Source organism: Treponema putidum, assembly GCF_024401155.1.
GTDB lineage: Bacteria > Spirochaetota > Spirochaetia > Treponematales > Treponemataceae > Treponema_B > Treponema_B putidum.
Genome location: NZ_CP038804.1, coordinates 2,390,354 through 2,408,098 on the forward strand (window position 1 = coordinate 2,390,354; position 17,745 = coordinate 2,408,098).

At 39.3% G+C, this 17,745-nt stretch carries 13 protein-coding genes; 6 read left to right on the plus strand and 7 right to left on the minus strand.

Annotated elements, in window-relative coordinates; translation table 11 throughout:
* Positions 1–210: 210 nt before the first annotated feature.
* Positions 211–1,749 (plus strand): glycine/sarcosine/betaine reductase complex component C subunit beta, encoded by a 1,539-nt coding sequence (gene grdC / locus E4N74_RS11100; protein ID WP_044978182.1) that lies wholly within the window; start codon positions 211–213, stop codon positions 1,747–1,749.
* Between the two features lie 12 nt (positions 1,750–1,761).
* The gene (gene grdD / locus E4N74_RS11105) at positions 1,762–2,916 is read left to right on the plus strand and encodes a glycine/sarcosine/betaine reductase complex component C subunit alpha (RefSeq protein ID WP_255817738.1); all 1,155 of its coding nucleotides are present in this window, start codon (positions 1,762–1,764) and stop codon (positions 2,914–2,916) included.
* 80 nt (positions 2,917–2,996) lie between these two features.
* Here grdD and trxA read toward each other — a convergent pair whose 3' ends face one another.
* The 5 genes from trxA to E4N74_RS11130 form a co-directional block, all read right to left on the minus strand.
* The gene (trxA, locus tag E4N74_RS11110) at positions 2,997–3,320 is read right to left on the minus strand and encodes a thioredoxin (RefSeq protein WP_144242322.1); all 324 of its coding nucleotides are present in this window, start codon (positions 3,318–3,320) and stop codon (positions 2,997–2,999) included.
* Positions 3,321–3,467: 147 nt separating this feature from the next.
* Positions 3,468–4,553, minus strand: coding sequence for an ABC transporter ATP-binding protein (locus E4N74_RS11115; protein WP_044978183.1), 1,086 nt, complete (start codon positions 4,551–4,553; stop codon positions 3,468–3,470).
* Between the two features lie 42 nt (positions 4,554–4,595).
* The gene (locus tag E4N74_RS11120) at positions 4,596–5,480 is read right to left on the minus strand and encodes a sugar ABC transporter permease (protein WP_002692172.1); all 885 of its coding nucleotides are present in this window, start codon (positions 5,478–5,480) and stop codon (positions 4,596–4,598) included.
* A 16-nt stretch (positions 5,481–5,496) separates the two neighbouring features.
* Positions 5,497–7,530, minus strand: coding sequence for an ABC transporter permease subunit (locus tag E4N74_RS11125; protein ID WP_255805295.1), 2,034 nt, complete (start codon positions 7,528–7,530; stop codon positions 5,497–5,499).
* A gap of 99 nt (positions 7,531–7,629) precedes the next feature.
* Positions 7,630–8,940, minus strand: a complete 1,311-nt coding sequence (locus tag E4N74_RS11130) for a sugar ABC transporter substrate-binding protein (RefSeq protein WP_044978186.1) — start codon at positions 8,938–8,940, stop codon at positions 7,630–7,632.
* A gap of 137 nt (positions 8,941–9,077) precedes the next feature.
* Here E4N74_RS11130 and rny point away from each other — a divergent pair, with 137 nt between their 5' ends.
* Positions 9,078–10,607 (plus strand): ribonuclease Y, encoded by a 1,530-nt coding sequence (gene rny, locus E4N74_RS11135; protein ID WP_044978187.1) that lies wholly within the window; start codon positions 9,078–9,080, stop codon positions 10,605–10,607.
* Between the two features lie 50 nt (positions 10,608–10,657).
* On the opposite strand, the gene E4N74_RS11140 is transcribed toward rny, so the two are convergent.
* Complete coding sequence (locus E4N74_RS11140) at positions 10,658–13,759, minus strand: AAA family ATPase (RefSeq protein ID WP_255817740.1); 3,102 nt, start codon at positions 13,757–13,759, stop codon at positions 10,658–10,660.
* Between the two features lie 21 nt (positions 13,760–13,780).
* Positions 13,781–14,932: an exonuclease SbcCD subunit D gene (locus E4N74_RS11145; protein WP_044978188.1), complete on the minus strand. Its 1,152-nt coding sequence runs from the start codon at positions 14,930–14,932 to the stop codon at positions 13,781–13,783.
* A gap of 45 nt (positions 14,933–14,977) precedes the next feature.
* Between E4N74_RS11145 and E4N74_RS11150 the strand changes: the two genes are divergently transcribed.
* The 3 genes from E4N74_RS11150 (at position 14,978) to E4N74_RS11160 (ending at position 17,745) form a co-directional block, all read left to right on the plus strand.
* A complete protein-coding gene (locus E4N74_RS11150) occupies positions 14,978–16,591 on the plus strand; it encodes a methyl-accepting chemotaxis protein (protein ID WP_255817749.1) in 1,614 nt (537 codons plus the stop codon).
* Between the two features lie 75 nt (positions 16,592–16,666).
* Complete coding sequence (locus E4N74_RS11155; RefSeq protein ID WP_044978194.1) at positions 16,667–17,026, plus strand: GntR family transcriptional regulator; 360 nt, start codon at positions 16,667–16,669, stop codon at positions 17,024–17,026.
* A gap of 17 nt (positions 17,027–17,043) precedes the next feature.
* Positions 17,044–17,745, plus strand: coding sequence for an ABC transporter ATP-binding protein (locus tag E4N74_RS11160; protein WP_044978196.1), 702 nt, complete (start codon positions 17,044–17,046; stop codon positions 17,743–17,745).

Below are 17,745 nucleotides of genomic sequence, written 5' to 3' on the forward strand. Positions count from 1 at the left end.
AATTATAACTACTAGCGGCAGATAGTTTTTTGAAGCATCTGCCGCTTTTTATTTATCAAAAAAGCTCTTTTAAATTTAATCTCTTAGTATTTTTATAAAGTTCCATAAATAAAACCCTTGAATAATAAATGAATTTAATATAGAATACGTTAGGCCATCGTTATTAATTGGCAAATTATTTTAATTTTATATAAATTTTTTGGAGGCATTATGGCAAAAGTCGCTATAAAAGGAGCAAGCTACATCTTAGTTCATGCTCCCGATCTTCTTTTTCACAACGGTTCAACTCAAACAGGCACAAGGCTTGCAAACCCTGAGGATGAATATTTAAAGGCAATACCCTCTCACTTACGCAGCTTTGAAGAGGCAGTAAACTATCCGCCTAACCAAGTTTATATCGGAAACATGACTCCCGAAGACTTGGAAAAAATCCCCGAACCTTGGTACAAGGATGCAAAAAAGGCCGAAAGAAGGGGCAAATTCGGCGAAATTATGACTCAGGCCGAATTCTATATTTTGATGAAACATGCCGACGTTTTTGAACTTGTTTACTTCACAAAAGAATTCACAGCTCAAGCCGCAAAACTCATCGAAAACCATCCGATAATGAAAACCCAAGACATCAAACTCGGTGAAGGCCATGACATGGCAGAAATCCAAAAAATGGTTGATGCCCACACAGCAGAAGGTCTTTACGAACAGGGAAAACTCATCGGCTGTGTAAAACAGGCTCACGATACTGACGAAAACTTGAGTGCCCACACCATGCTTGAAAACATAGCAACAAAGGCTTCCGGTATTCTTTCTGCATGGCACATGGGAAAACTCGAAGGCATCGATATGAAAGATGTTGAATACATCATCGAATGTTCTGAAGAAGCCGCAGGCGATATTAACCAGAGAGGCGGCGGAAACATTGCAAAGGCAGTCGGAGAAAAATCGGGCTGTGTAAATGCAACCGGTTCAGACGTTCGAGGATTCTGTGCAGCTCCCGTTCACGCAATTATCCACGGAGCAGCCCTTGTAGCAGCCGGTATCTTTAAAAACGTAATGGTCGTTTCGGGAGGTTCGGTACCCAAGCTCGGTATGAACGGAAAAGACCATGTAAAAAAAGACCTTCCCCTCTTTGAAGATATGATCGGAGGATTTGCCGTTATGCTCAGTGCAGACGACGGAGTAAACCCCGTTATCAATACCGAAGTTGTAGGAAAGCACGTAATTTCTTCCGGTTCCGCCCCTCAGGCCGTTATGAGCGTATTGGTTTACGATCCTCTTAATGCCGCCGGTTTAAAGATGACCGACATCGAAAAATACTCGGCAGAGCTTCAAAACCACGAAATCACCGCTCCTGCAGGTGCCGGTAACGTACCCGAAGCAAACGTAAAGATGATTGCCGCTTTAAGCGTTATGAAAGGCCAACTTGAAAAAACTCAAATTGCCGAATTCGTAAAAAAACACGGAGTTGTCGGCTTTGCGCCCACTCAGGGACATATCCCTTCAGGTGTTCCCTTTATCGGACATGCACGCCGCGATATGATGGCAGGAAAACTCAAAAATACAATGATAATCGGAAAGGGAAGTTTATTCCTCGGCCGTCTTACAAACCTCTTCGACGGCTTAAGCTTCTTAATTGAAGCCAATGACGGAAAAGGCTCCGCATCTGCCGGTCAGGACACAGCCGGAATAAAGAAGATTGTTGCCGAAGCAATGAGAAATGTAGCTGAAAATATTCTCAAATCCCAAAACTAAGGAGATAAGAATATGGCAGATAAAAAACAAATTGCTGATTTATTTTTAGGACTTGCCGAAGGGCTTGAGGGCGGCTCCTTTGTCGGCCGATTCCCCGTCGGCTTAACAATTCCGGGAAGCGAGCACGGCGAAGCGGAACTTGTTTATGCTGCAGAGCTTGCCGCAAAAAGAAATCCCGATCTGGATGTAATCCTCATCGGAGGACCGGAAGCAAAGGGCTTAAAACATTTCCCCGCAGCAACTCTCGAAGACGCTCATAAAGAAATGGAACGCCTTTTTAAAGAAGGAACAATTAAGGCTTGTGTAACCATGCACTATAATTTCCCCTTGGGTGTAAGCACCGTAGGAAAGGTTGTAACCCCCGGAAAGGGCCGCGAGATGATTCTTGCTACCACCACGGGAACAACCGATGCAAACCGCTACAAGGCCATGCTTTTAAATGCTATCGGCGGTATTGCCGTTGCCAAGGCTTCCGGAATAGCCGAACCCACCGTAGGTCTTTTAAACATTGACGGTATCGCCGTTATTGAAAAGGCTCTAAACAAAATGAAGGAAAAGGGCTACAAGGTAAACTACACCGAATCGAACCGTGCAGACGGAGGTGTCCGCATGAGAGGAAACGACCTTTTGCAGGGAACTCCCGATGTAATGGTTTGCGATACCCTCACGGGAAACTTGCTGATTAAGCTCTTTTCTTCCTTTGTAACGGGCGGAAGCTATGAAGGCTCAGGATTCGGTTACGGACCCTGTATCGGTTCGGGCTATGATGATGTTGTCGGAATTATTTCGAGGGCATCGGGAGCTCCGGCCATAGCCAATGCCTTAAAATTCGTCGCCGACTGTGCAAAGAACAATGTTCACGGCATCTATGCAGAAGAACTTAAGGCCGCTAAAAAGGCGGGCTTGGATGAGCTTTTGGAAGATATGCCCGGAGCAAAGCCCGTTGCCGCAGCCGCTGCCGAAGAAGTAAAGGCTCCGCCTAAGAAAACCGTTGATGCCGGTATTCCCGGAATCGATGTTATCGAAATCGAAGATGCCTGCAAGGCTCTTTGGAAGGAAGGCATCTATGCCGAAACGGGAATGGGTTGTACCGGCCCCGTAATCATGGTAAGCGAAGAAGACTTACCTAAGGCAAGGGATGTACTCCACAAGGCCGACTATATTTAAAAATATCCGGTTTAAAGAAACTCTTTAAACCGATTAAAAACAAAAAAGGCGGGGGCTTTTAAAGCTTCCCGCCTTTTCTTTTAGATATGCTTTGAAACAAAGTTTACAAGGCTCTTTTTATCCATATAACCTGTGTGTCTATCCACCTCTTTTCCGTCTTTTAAAACGATGAGGGTAGGAATTGACATAAACTTAAATTTTACTGCCAATTCTCGTGCATTATCCACATTAGACTGTGCAATCACAGCCTTGTCGCCGAGTTCCGCCTCGGCAGCCTGCAGCTCAGGACTGAGCTGTACGCACCCCGGTCACCACGGTGCCCAAAAATCAATTAAAACGGGCTTGGCGGTCTTTAAGGTTTCATCAAAATTAGCATTTGTAATATCCAATACTGCCATAATCATCTCCTTATAATTTAGATTAGAAAAATTCATTTTTCCCGATTAGTTACAATATACAACATTCTAAAATATAGGGCAAGACGGAAAAGCGATTTATTTTAAGGTATAAAATATCTATGTAAATATAAAGGTCTCCTGTAAAAACTCCGTTTAATTTATTCTTTCGGTAGTTTCTCCGTCAAAAAAATGCAAAGCATCTAAATCAAATGTAAAGTCATGAATTTCATCCACAGCATATTTAAAATATCCTGGTTCGCTCATAATACAGTCGGTACCGTCGTCCAACTTTGTATATAAAAGCTGTTCTTTGCCGAGTACTTCAATTACATCTATTTTTGCATGGAAGGAATTCTTTTCATTTTCTCCTGCAATAAATCGTTCGGAGCGTATACCAAGGTATACTTTTTTGCCCTCATAAGCAGCAAGAACTTTTGCGTCAGCTTCTTTCGGGAATACTTCGATAACACCCGAAGCGGTTATAAAACGCCCATGTTCAATTTTGCCTTCAAAAATATTCATTGTGGGAGAGCCGATAAATTCGGCGGTAAAAATATTGGCAGGCTTATTGTAAAATTCTTCGGGTTTGCCCACTTGCTGAATTTTTCCTTTATTTAATAACACTATTTTTGTAGCCATTGTCATTGCTTCCGTTTGGTCATGCGTTACATAAATTGAGGTAGTGCCAAGTTGTTTATGCAGCCGAACCAATTCAACTCGCATGTGTTCGCGCAGCTTTGCGTCAAGATTTGAAAGCGGTTCATCCATTAAAAAAACGCCCGGACGTCTTACCATAGCGCGTCCTAAAGCTACCCGCTGCCTTTGTCCGCCCGAAATATCCGATGGCTTTGCATAAAGATTGTCGCTTATTTGTAAAATCTTTGCTGCCTCTAAAACCCGCTCATGGATAACTTCTTTTCTTTCTTTTTTCATTTTTAATGAAAAAGCCATATTATCATACACCGTCATGTGCGGATACAAGGCATAAGACTGAAAAACCATTGCAATATCCCTATCTTTCGGAGCAACTTTATTTACAATCTTTTCTCCGAAAATAAGTTCACCCTCCGTTATCGAATTCAGCCCCGCTATCATTCTCAATAATGTAGATTTTCCGCAGCCTGAAGGACCTAAAATCACACAGAATTCTTTATCATCAATTTCCAAATTGATATGTCTAATCGTAAAATTTTCTCTTCCTTCATATTTTTTGCCGATATCCTTTAAACTAACTTTCATACTACCTCCCCTTCATATAATGTATAATTAATTATCATGTTTCTATCCTTTTACCGAGCCGGAACTTAGCCCTGAAACCAGTTGATTTTGCAAACTGATAAACAAGATTATAATCGGTATTGCCGTTAATAAGCCGCCCGCCGCAAATGCCGGTGCGTTCATAGTTCTTGCGTCGTTTATAAGTGTAAATAAGCCTACGGTAAGCGTATAATCTTTTGAATTAGTAAGTAAAACTTTCGGTAACATGTAATCCATAAAAGGCCCGATAAACGACCAAAGAGCAATAATGGCAAGCATCGGACGCGCAATCGGCATAATGATCAGCCGATAAACCCCCATATTTGAGCATCCGTCTATTTTTGCAGCGTCATCAAGCTCCCGCGAAATTGAATCTATATAACCTTTTAGTATAAATGTGTTTCCTACGATTCCTCCTCCCGAATAAATTAAAACAAGCATTGCCTTTTTTGAAAAAAACGGAATTGCCGTAGAAATAATCGAATGGAGGGTATAAAACGCGGTAAGTCCCGCAAAAACCGGTATAATTTGGATAAGCATAATTCCCATAAGAATAGTTTTTTTGCCCGTAAATTTATACCGTGAATACGCATAACCGGTAAATGACACGATTAAAAGTGTCAGTAAGGCGGTTGCAATAGCTACAATAAGCGTATTTTTTACCCACATAAAAAAATAGGTCTCGGTAAAAAGATATTCAAAGTGCTTAAGCGAAAAACTGAACACCGATTGGAGTGAAATATTTTTCCCTTGATTTCCGTTAAACGCCGATACAACAATAATAGCCAGAGGCAAAATAATAAATAAAGCCCAGACGATCATAATCAGATAGGAAAGGGTAAGAAAAATTCTACCTCCGGTATTGAGAGGCTGCTTATCCGACAAATAAAGTTCATTTTGTTTTTTCATCTTTATTCTCCTTGTCTTAATCTTCTTTAAAAGCTTTTGTTCTTCTAAAATTCAAAAATGCAAATACCATAAGAACCAGCGAAATTCCTATCGTAATTGCAGCCCCTATCGCTTGATATTGATTTTCGATAGTTAATTTATAAATATAAGAAATCAATATATCCGAACTTCCTGCCAAATTTCCATATTTTGTCGGATTAAAAGGCCCGCCCAAATTAAAAAGATATATAATCGAAAAGTTATTAAAATTAAAGGTATACTGCATTATTAAAAGCGGCGCGGTTTGATAAAGCACTAAAGGCACGGTAATTTTCATAGTACGCTGAAAGCCGGTTGCACCGTCTATTTCGGCAGCTTCATATAAATCTTTTGGAATGCCCTGCAAAACGCCCGTAGAAAGTAAAAAGATATATGCGGAACCGAGCCAGCTCTGTAAAAGAATAAGAGCTGTGCGGGTAAGATGCGGGTTATTTTTAATATCAATCGAAAGCCCAAACAGTTTTTCAAGCAATTCTGAAATAGGACCGCCGCGCGAAGACATTATCGAAAAAAACATAATCGTTATAAACGCAGGCACCGCCCACGGTAAAATATAAATTGTTCTAAAAACTGATTTTCCTTTTATTCTTTCTTGATTGACAATAAGACTTAAAACAAAGCCTATAACAATCGAAAGCGTGGAGGCTCCTACCGTCCAAATAAGAGTCCATCCCAAAATAAGATAAAATGCTTTACCTGCAACGCCGTGTCCCGTTATCAGCGTTTTATAGTTTTGCAAACCTATCCATGAAAATTTATTTTGATGTACCGGATCCATATTTGTAAACGAAATAAAAACCGTCGTCAAAATCGGAACTATTACGATAAATACAATAACAATTAAAGCCGGAGCTGACACCAAATAAGGAAAGCCCTCCCGTTCAATGCTCCGTTTGCTTTCAAACCAAGTTTTCCGTCTTATGCCTTTTAAGGCATTTACTTCAACCTTCCGAACATCTTTAAAAGAAACAATATACAGCAAGACCGAAAAAAGAATTAAAATTAGAGCTATAATGCCTTCAATCATAAAAATAATTGATTTATCTATTTTTGTTCCGCCTTCGGCAAGTCCGATAAGCCCTGAAATTCCGGAACCTTGATAATTCGTATAGCCTAAAATATAGGGGAATGCAATGAGATAAATAAAAATTGAAAATAAAAAGAAAATACCGGCTTTTACATATTGTTTATTTAATAACTGTCCGAGACCGGGTAAAAAACAAGTAAAAACGGAAATTAAAGGAAACCGTTCCAATTCGATAGGCGTTTTTCTTCTTACATCGGCAATATCCGATTCTAAAACATTCAGTTTTGTTTTTATATCCATTTTAAGCCGATATGTAATATTTTTAATTTCTTCTTGTAAACTCACTTTGGGGTCGGTAAAAGATGCGGCAAGAACATCTTCTTTATATGCAGCTCTTTTAATTTTACATTCGGTTTTATAGGCTTTTTTTGAAATGGATTTGGATGTATATTTTTCCGATAGTGTTTTCAGTTCGGTTTTTAATTTTTCTTTACGCTCTGCAACGGTCAGCTCAATTGTTTTTTGAATAATTGTTCTTTCATCTTCATCAATGTCTGCTAGTTTTTCTTTTGCTGTCTGGAGTTTCTTTTGAAGCAATGCTTTATGGGCAAGGATATCCGGTATATATCGTATTTCAAGTTCTGCAATTTTTGCTTCCAAAAAAGCGTCATAAGAAAGTTCCGCAAAATCTTTATAAAATTCTTTTTTTCGCTCCGCTTTAAAAAGCCGTAGATTTAAATAATCGGTTGCAGCATCTTCTCTATGCGAAGCCGAATATTGTTTTGTTTTCCGTCTTAATGTTTTTAAAAACTCTTTCCGTTTTACCTTAAAATCTTCAAGTTTAATATTGTATTCGTGTGAAGACTTTGCAGCTTTAAGTTCTTTGCGTTTTGCAGAATCGGCTTCCGCCAATTCTAACAGATATAGGTTTTTCCTAGGGTGAATATTACCTATACCGTCCGACAAAGTTTTTGAATAAGTCATTTTCACCTCCGGTTTTAAAGCTGCCGGACAATACTATGTCGGCAGCTTTTAGGATATTAGGAAACCTCTAAAATCTGACAGAAATTTTAGAGCTTACCATTACATTTTAAAGTTTGCCATCATTGCATCGAAAGAAGCCTTTAATTCTTTATATGCTTCCTCGGCATTTTTAGGATTAACACTGTTCCATGAAAGAACGGCATTTCTCCATGTATCCCAAACCTTTCCCCATTCCTTAAATAAAGGACGGGCAGGGGAAATTTTATAAGATTCTATTACTGCCCTAATAACAGCCTTTTCTGTATCTGAAAGATTTGAAGCGGTATATGTTTCGGCAGGAACATTTTCCAAAATCTTACCGGTCGCTTTAAAAAAGTCTACGGCATATTTCGGGTTTACGATTTCTTTTATCATCGCTTCGGCAAGTGCATATTTTTCTGCATCTTTTTCGATACGGGAATTAATAGCAAGTCCCCAGCCGCCTTTCCAATGTAAAATCGGTTTACCGTTTAATGTAATATGGCTTATAGGATAAATTACAAGATTTCCTTTTGTCTGTTCCAAAATACTTCCCGTATCCCACGGTCCACCCAAACGGATAACGCCCTTATTTCCATTACTGAATTCTTTATCAATATAACCCCAACCGGCATCTGCATCAAAAAGCGGAGTTTTGTTTTCATAATTGAGCTTCCAATAATTGTATATAGTTTCAATTGCAGCTCTTTTTTCTGCCGGTAAATCTTTAAATTCCATAACCATATCGGAAAAAAGTTCCGTTCCGTTTTTCTTTCCTAAGAATTCGATTGCAGCCGAATTTGCAGGAGCAACTCCGTACCATGCATCAAAAAGAGGCAATAAAACGGTTGCAGGATCTTTTTGATTTGCAAGTTCGAAGGGTTTGGTATAATCGGAACCTTGTGCTTTTGCATTTGCTGTATTTACAAAGGTAATGAGTGTTTCTATATTAAGGGGGAAAGCAAGATATTCGTTACCGATTTTTAAGTTTCCGCCAAGTCCTAAATCAAAATTCGACCAGCCGCCCAATTCGGAAGAAATTTTTTTGGAATCGATGGAAGCTAAAGCTTCATTCTCCGCAAGTCCGTAAAGTCTATCGGCAGGAATTGCAAATAAATCTGCTACATCCTTATTTGAAGCATCTGTGGCATCAAGCCTATCCAAATGGTCGAAAGCTCCTACTTCAATAAGTCTAATTTCCGTATTCGGATGAGTTTCTTCAACCCTTTTTACTGCTTCTTTGTAATATGGCATCCAGCCTTGTTCTGCTTGTACGGTTAATACTACTTTTTGCTTTTCGGTTTTACCTCCGCAAGAAACGGTGAACGATAAAGCAAAAAACAAACCGATAAAAAATAAACCGGCTACAAATACATTTTTTTTATGTTTCATAAAACTCTCCTTATAATAAAAAGTATATCATAAAATTTACGCTTAAACAAGAATAAATTTCAAAATTTTCATTGACTTTTTTTTCGATTGCTTGTATTATGAGACTGGACAGTAGTCATTTTTTAAGGAGCATACCGATGAATTGGATTTTGTATGTCATCCTTCCTGCTGTCTGTGTAATTCTTGGATGGACGATTCGCTGGCTTTATGCCAGATTTCAACTATCTGCTTCTGAACAACGTGCAGAACGGATTTTACAGGAGGCAATTAAAGATGCCGAGGCTCAAAAGAAGGAATTCTTTCTTGAAGCAAAAGAGCAGCTGATTCGGGAACAAAAACAGCAGGAACGGGAAAATAGGGAACGCCGGAGTGATCTCCAGCGCTTCGAACGCAGGTTGACACAAAAAGAGGAAATCCTCGATAAACGTGTCGAAACTGTTGAAAAACAAGAAAAAGAGCTTGTCAAGAGGGAAGCCGCACTTGATGAGCGGACGGAATTTTTAAGCGGTGAAGAAGAAAGATACAGGGAAGAATTGGAAAAAATTTCCGGTTTGACCCAGCAGCAGGCAAAAGATTTGATTATCCGCGATTTGGAAACTGAAGCAAAGCATGATGCAGTTACTATTATAAATAAGATAGAACAAGAAGCTCAGTTGACGGCAGAAAAAAAAGCGAGGGATATTCTAATTACTACGATTCAACGTCTTGCAACGGAAACGGCCAGCGACATTACTGTCTCAACGGTCAGCTTGCCCAGCGATGAGATGAAAGGAAGGATTATCGGCCGCGAGGGACGCAATATCCGAGCCTTGGAAACTCTTACCGGTGTGGACATAATTATCGATGATACCCCTGAGGCTGTTGTAGTATCTTGTTTTGACCCTGTGCGCAAAGAAATTGCAAGGGTTGCTTTAGAAAGATTAATTCTTGACGGCCGAATTCATCCGGCACGTATTGAAGAAATCGTTCAAAAGGTAACCAGAGAAATTTCGCAAAAGGTTTATGAAGAAGGAGAAAAGGTTCTATTTGACCTAGGCATCCATAACATGAACCAAGAAGGCGTAAGGGCATTGGGAAGGCTTTATTTTAGAACAAGCTATGGACAAAATGTGCTTCAGCATTCTAAAGAAGTAGCCATAATCGCGGGAATGATTGCAAGCGAAATCGGTGCAAACGTCGAAATAGCAAAGCGAGGCGCCTTGCTGCATGATGTCGGAAAGGGTGCAGAAACCGATTCCGATAAAAACCATGCCGAAATAGGAATGGAACTTGCAAAGAAGATCAATGAAGATCCGAGGGTTGTAAATGCCGTAGGCGCTCATCATAATGATATAGAACCTACTTGCATTGAATCGGTAATTGTACAGATTGCAGATGCGATTTCAGCCGCCCGTCCGGGCGCAAGACGAGAAACTATGGATAACTATGTTAAGCGTCTTGAAAACCTTGAGCAGCTGGCTGAAGGTTTTAGCGGAGTTGAAAAGGCCTATGCAATCCAAGCCGGAAGGGAATTGAGGGTTGTTATCAACAACGAAAAGATTTCCGATGCCGATACCAAGATTTTGGCCCGGGACATTGCAAAAAAAATCGAAAACGATTTGCAGTACCCCGGAAGAATCCGCGTAACCCTTATACGCGAAACACGTATCGTAGAATACGCCCGCTAAAAAATCACTTAAAAAAGCCCTCCCTTTTGAGGGCTTTTTTTATTATCCAACTATGACTTATAGTTTTGATATTTTACCGCTGAACCGTTGGCGGTTTTTTCTATTTCGATTTTTTGGGGGATTCTGGTTTTTAGCTCGCTTACATGGGAAATTATACCCACCATGCGGTTACCTCTTACCTCGTCGAGGATACTAATGGCATTTTCAAGGCTTGCTTCATCGAGGCTGCCGAAGCCCTCATCAATAAACATTGAATCCAATCTTATACCTCCGCTTCTTGTTTGAATGGAGTCGGCAAGGCCGAGGGCAAGGCTTATGGAAACCATAAAGGTTTCTCCTCCCGAAAGGCTGGCTGTAGGGCGGACGCCTCCTGTGTAGGCATCATAAATTTCCATATCCAGTCCTGAAAGGTTATTGCCCGAAAGCTCCTTGCTCAACTTTAATACATAGCGGCCGCCGCTCATGCGTTCAAGACGAGTGTTGGCATAGATTATTATTTCACGTAAAAAGGCCGAGAGCATCCAAATATCGAATTTCAGCTTATACTTATTGCTTCCGTTTAAACTTAAAGAAAGCTCGGTTATAAGCCGAGCTTCTTCGGCCCTTTGTTTTAGTTCGCTTAAAAGGTTCTGCCTTCTTTCAAAAAGGTCTTTAAGTTTGTCGAGGCCGCTTTTTACTTCAGTAAGGCGGTCTTGTTCTTCATCAAGATTTTTTTGCAAGACTATAATTTCGTCCTCAATTTTTTCGGGCTGAATAAAAGTTTTTCCCTCAATATCTTTTTCAAGTCCGGCAGCGGAATGTTCCAAGGTAATTTTTTCTTCTTTGAATTTTGTTATGGTTTCTTCAAAATCGGCGATTTTTTCGTCAGATAAAATAGAATCTAAAAGCTCTTTTAAGGATGAAAATCCTTTACGCTCAAAAGAATCTTTTAAATTTTCTTCTTCTTCCAATAAAGATTTTTCCCACTTGGCCAACTGATCCTGCCTTTGAATAAGGCCAGCCTTTATGCTTGTATGCCTGTCATTGCTTTCCTTGAGCCTCTCCTCATAACCGCTTATTTTGCGGTCTGAGGTAAAAATCATTTCATTGCAGCTTTCGATTGTGTCATCTATATTTTCCTTTTGGATATCGGAAGGAATAAACTTAAAGGCATCGTCATATTGTTTTTTCTTTTCATGAAGGATTGTGTTTAACTCGCTTTCTTTTATTTTTATATTTGTAAGGGCATCCGTTAGACTCTCCTTTTGATTTTGAATGGAAGAAAGCTTTTGCTCCAAATTTATTTTAGACGTGTTTGCCGTTTGAGCTTCTTTAAAAAGCAAGGAATCTTTTTCAGCATCCTTTCCGGCTTGCGGAAGAAGATCTTCTATTGCTTTTTCGGACGGCATCTCTTTAAAAATAAAGGGGTAGTTTTTAAATTCTTCATTTAGATTAAAAAAGGAGCGGTCAAGCTCTGCCAGCTGCTCCTTGTACTTGTCGGCATCTTTATTGCGGGCTGTGAGGCTGTTGCTGAGGTTTTCTCTATCATGATTAAACTTTTCTATGCTGCGTTCGCACTTTTGTATTTTTTCGTCCAGCGAAAAAATACTTCCGGTATTTTCAACGGCTGGGGCAGGATGATGGACTGAGCCGCAGACAGGGCATGGCTCTCCTTCTTTTAAGTTAACGGCAAGGGCAGAGGCTTTTTGGTTTATTTCCAAATCTTTTTTTTCTTTTTTGAGTTTTTCAAAAAGTTCTTTTTCTATTTCGATGTCCTTTAAGATTAACTGTAAATCGTTGTAGTTTTTCTCGGCAGCCGCCTTATGGGTTGTATAGAGCGTTGCCGCCTTTTCTTTTTTTGAAGAGATTTCAAAAGCTATCTTTAGGTAAGAAAGCTTTTGCTTTGAAGTTTCAGCCCTCTCTTTTCTGTTATCGAGCTCGCTGATTATTTTAAGATATTCCGAAACTTTATCTTTAAGTTCTTGAATATTTTTTTCGGTTTGAGCAAGTTTTTCGGTGTTTTCTTTTTTTTGTAAAGAAAGGCCTTTTTTTTCGTATGACTTTTCTTCAATTTCTTTGTGTATTTCGGCAGCCCTTTTGAGGCGGTCAAGACTTTGCTTTAAAAAGGTATTGTTTTCTTTTTCGGCTGAGATTTCTTTTTCTTGTGCTTTAAGACCTTCCAAAACTTGGGTTACGGCATTTAAGTCTTTTATCTTTTTTTCGATATCGGTTTTATATTCGGCAATATTGTTTTTCAGTTTGCTTACGGAATCTGCAAGACCTGCAAGGGAAGATGCCCTGCGGGCTTTTTCGACAGCTTCTTCCATCAGGCCTATTTCCTCTTTATGGGCATTAAGATTTTCGAGCCTTGTTTTTATTGTTATAAGTTCTTCTTTTTTTTCTTTGAGAACCTTTGCCTGTTCTTTTTCGGAGATTTTTTCCTCGATTTTTTTTGATATTTTGTTATAATTTTTTTTGATAAGTTCTATCTCTTTTTCAAAACTTTCTTTTTTTGAAGGATAAGTGTCGGCATCGAATTCTTTGCCGAGGGCTTCAAGGGCATCTTGCGTGTTTTTTATTTTATAGGACTCCGCTTTTTCTCTTTCCTTTAGATTTTCCATTATTTTGGTATAGCGGGAAATCGGAAAAAGCTCTTCAAGGGTTTCTTTTTTTTGGCTTGAGTTTTCGCGTAAAAAAGCGGCGAATTCGCCTTGGGGGAGGAGGACAATGCGGGCAAATTCTTTTTCGTTTAGGTTTATTATGTTCAATATTTTTTTATCCGTGTCCCGCTTATTTGTAGAGCTTAAATCTTTCCAAGTTTTGCCGTCCCATTGGGCTAGGGCCGATTCTTCAGGAGTTTCGTTTTTCTTTCCCGGGCGTAAAAAAGGAAGCCGTCTAAAAATCCTGTATTTGGCAGGTCCTATAGTAAAGATAAGCTCAACCTCGGCCGTTTCCTCTTCGGGGGCAAACTGACTTCTGAGGCTGCGGGTAATTTGGGAGCGGCTCCCCAAAGGCTTTGAATAAAAGGCATAAGAGATTGCATCGAAGATGGTTGTTTTTCCGGCTCCTGTTTTTCCGCATACCAAAAAAATGGAATCCATCCGGCTAAAGTCTATTGTGTGTGTTCCGCGAAAAGGGCCTATGTTGGTCAATTTTAAAATTTCAGGTTTCATTATTCCTCCAGCAATGTCTTCTTATGTAAACTGCTCTTTGCAAAGGCTTTTGAAAAGCTCCTGTTTTTTTGCGGAGGGCTCTTCATCTATGGCCTTTTCAAAAAGCATAAAGTTTTCAAAGATGACATCTTCGTCTTCAATGTTCTTTTTTAATATATGAATTTGCTCCTCCTCTTTTAATTCGGCTGCAACGGCCTCTTGATGCAGGTTTAAAAGATAGGGAAACTTTTGCTGTAAGAGGCTCATAGGGCTTTGAATTAGGGTAGAACCTGTAAGCTTTATTTCTAAAAAATCGTCCTTGTAGGCATCGAATTTATCCGTATTAAAAAAATCAAAAAAACTTCCCTCTAAACGGCTCATTTTACGCAATGGAATAATCGGAATTTTTTCTACCCGAACAGGAAACCCTTGAGTTTTGCAGTCTATGTCGACGGATAGAACAACCTTTTCTGTTGAACATTCATCGAATGCGTATGTGAGGGGTGCACCGGAATAGTACATTCTGCCGGTAATTTTTTGCATTTTGTGTAAGTGCCCTATAGCCGTATAGGTAAAAAAATCGAAGAGAGCGGGCGAAACATATTCTGCAGTGCCTAAAAAAGACCTTTCAGATGAGGAACTTTCTCCGTTTAGGGTAAAAAGATGAGCAACCAAAACCGACGGAATCGAAGGATCCACAGCTTCTTTTAAACGGCGGGAGGCTTCTTGGGCCATTTCTGATTGAGATGTCAATTTTAATTCCGAATTTTCTTTGGAAAATGAGCTTAAATGCAAAAAAGGCATCAAAAAAAATTGAACTTTTTCTCCATTTTGTGCTATAATGATGGGCGAGCATAATTTGCCGATGTCTGCAGCAATGTGGATATTACCGGAACTTAAAATTTTAGAGCCGAAGGCTAATCTTTCGGCAGAGTCATGGTTTCCGGGTATGATAAACACGGTCGTATCGGGACAATCCTGATGGACGGCAGATAAAAATGAATCGAAGAGAGCTACATATTCTGCAGGAGGAATAGAACGGTCGTAGATATCTCCCGCAATAATAAGGGCTGCATAATCATCTTTTAAAAGAATTTTATGAATATCATCGAGCATTTTTTTTTGCCTTTCATATTGCGATGTTTCGTACAAGTTTTTACCTAAATGCAAATCGGCTGTATGCAAAATTTTCATACATCTAGTGTATGGGTATTTAAGGATTATGTAAAGGACATTGGAATGAAAAATTACATAAAAATCATTTTTTCTTTATGCGGTATTGCTTTGGCCCTAGGTATCGGCGGGGCGGCTTTTTTTATTGCTGCAAAACCTTCGTCGGATTTTCAGCTCAAGACGGATTATCTGCTTGAGTACAGGTTTTATCTTGTAAGTTTAAAGGCGGATATGTACAGGACTGCAAGCAAGGATGGGGAATTTTCGGTTCAAAATCTTAAAGCAAGGATAAAAGAAACTATTAATTCTTTTGAAAATTTAAAAAAACTTTCAGCTGCCGACAAAAACGATTCCGGCTTAAACTTTGCATATAATGATTATGAGAACTCAAATAATAAGCTGTTTAAAAGTATAGAGGCTTGGAGGCAGGAGTTTGAGCTTACGGGAGATTCTTCAGCAAAAACTTTTTTGCCTGTGCTAAAAGAATTCGATTCCGTACAAAACAGTTTTGAAAGGCTTAAAGATGAATACAAGGACGGATTTATAAAGCAGGAAAAAAGATCGAAAACTCTTGCCGTCTTATTGATTGTTTTAGCCTGGGTTATAGGCGTGTTTTTAACATGGCTTCTTTCTTCGATTATATATAAAATTTATATAGAAAGAGAAAGGGCAAAAAAAGCAAAACTTAGACTTCATGCAGGGCCTAAAACCGAAGTGCATGAGGTACAAAGGCCTTCTTTTGATAGAACTGAAGATAAAACATTGTCTGCACAAAGTTCCGCTTCGGTAAATACAGCTTCAGCAAGCTATGCTGCGCTAAATACCACGTTGCCGAACACTTCTTCGTTAAGCAACGCAACGGCCGAGATATCTGAGAAAAGCGCCCGGCAGCCGGTTATTGTGCAGGGCTATTATTCCAAATCAGCTCCCGTCCGCATAGAAGAATCGTCTGTTTCGATAGAAAGAGGACTTTCTATCGAAAACTCTCCCGTTTATATCAAGCTTCAAAACGATTATAAAGAATTAAAAGAAGTGTCCGATGAGTTAAATGCGGCTTATAATGAACTGCAAGAAAAACACAAGGAGCTGGGTTCATCATATAAAGAACTGCAAGAATCTTTAAAACAAGACGATGAAAAAAAAGCTGAGAAGTGCGAAACGGTAAAATCATTTTTAACCGATATACAGATGGAAGCTGCCGAAGCCCAAGAAGATGCTCAGGCTGCACAAGAACTTGTAGATACTTTTCAGGGCGGACATAAGCTTTTTAAGTCTACTTACGAAAAAATCGTCCATATAAATCAGAGCATTGCGGATATACAGGAAATGGCGGAGGTTATAGCCGGTATTGCAGAGCAGACAAAGATGCTTAGTATGAATGCCGCCATTGAAGCGGCCCATGCAGGAGATGCCGGAAAGGGTTTTGCCGTTGTAGCTGAAGAGTTGGGACGTTTGGCGGCAGCCTCAGTTGAAAGCTCTGCCGGAATAGGAAAAACGGTAATCGAGGTGGTAAAAAATATTTCGTTCATGGCAAAGAGCAGCGAAGATCTGGATAAGGCCTTTAACGATATAAATACAAAAACAAATAAGGTCTATACAACAGTTGTAAATTTTTCGGATAGAATGGTACAAACTTTCCAAAAAACGGACAACGTTTTACGAGGGCTTGACACAATTTAGCAATAATAGTATTATAGACAGATAGTAGAGTGTTTTAAATTACTCAAATTCATTGTGTTGTGGAGGTTCTTTTTTGTGAAAGTTATATACGATCAAAATCGTCCAATATATTTACAAATAGTTGAAAAAATAAAATGTAAAATTGTCTATGGAGAGCTTAAACCGGGTGATAAAATTCCTTCAATGAGCGATATGTCCGCCGAGATGGATGTAAACCCGAATACTATGTTCAGGGTCTATAAGCAGCTTGAAAGCGAAGGCATAACGGAATCAAAGCGGGGACTAGGCAGTTTTGTTGTAAATGAGGCTGATTTGGTAAAAAAATTGACGGAAGAGATGGCAGATCAGATTATCTTGCCGGCTATCGAAGGCCTGAGGAATCTAAAATTTTCTAATGAGCAAATAATGGCGTCTATAAAGGCAAAAATAGAATAATTTTTTTGGAGAAAAAAATGAGTATAATACTTGAAACGGAGCACTTAAAAAAAACATACTTGGGAAAAAAGACAGCTCTTTATGATGTCAGTCTCAAGGTAGAAAGCGGAAGAATCTACGGTCTTTTGGGGCCTAACGGTTCGGGAAAAACAACCTTTTTAAAAATAATTGCAGGACTTATAAAACCCACTGCCGGCAATTTTAAGGTATGCGGAAAAGAATTCGGTATGGATACAAAAAAGATGGTAGCCTTTTTGCCGGATAAAAATGTCGTATATCCTTGGATGACTTCGGAAGATGCTATTAATTTCTATGCAGATTTTTTTGAAGATTTTGATAAAAACAAGGCCTTGGAGATGCTGAAATTTATGAAGCTGGAGCCCAAGCAAACCGTAAAAACTATGTCGAAAGGTATGATCGAAAAACTTAATTTAAGCCTTACCTTTTCGAGAGCTTCAAAGCTTTATATTTTGGATGAACCTTTGGGAGGCACCGACCCTGTAGCCAGAGAGCAGATTATTAAAACTATAATCAAAACATGGACTGAAGAAAGTGCAATCCTAATTACAACTCATCTGGTTTCGGATATAGAGCATGTATTTAACGATGTAGCCTTTTTAAAAGAAGGCGAGATTGTTTTGGAAAGCGATGCGGAAGATTTGCGTACTACAAGAGGTAAATCTATTTATCAAATCTATCTTGATGTTTTTGGAGCATAA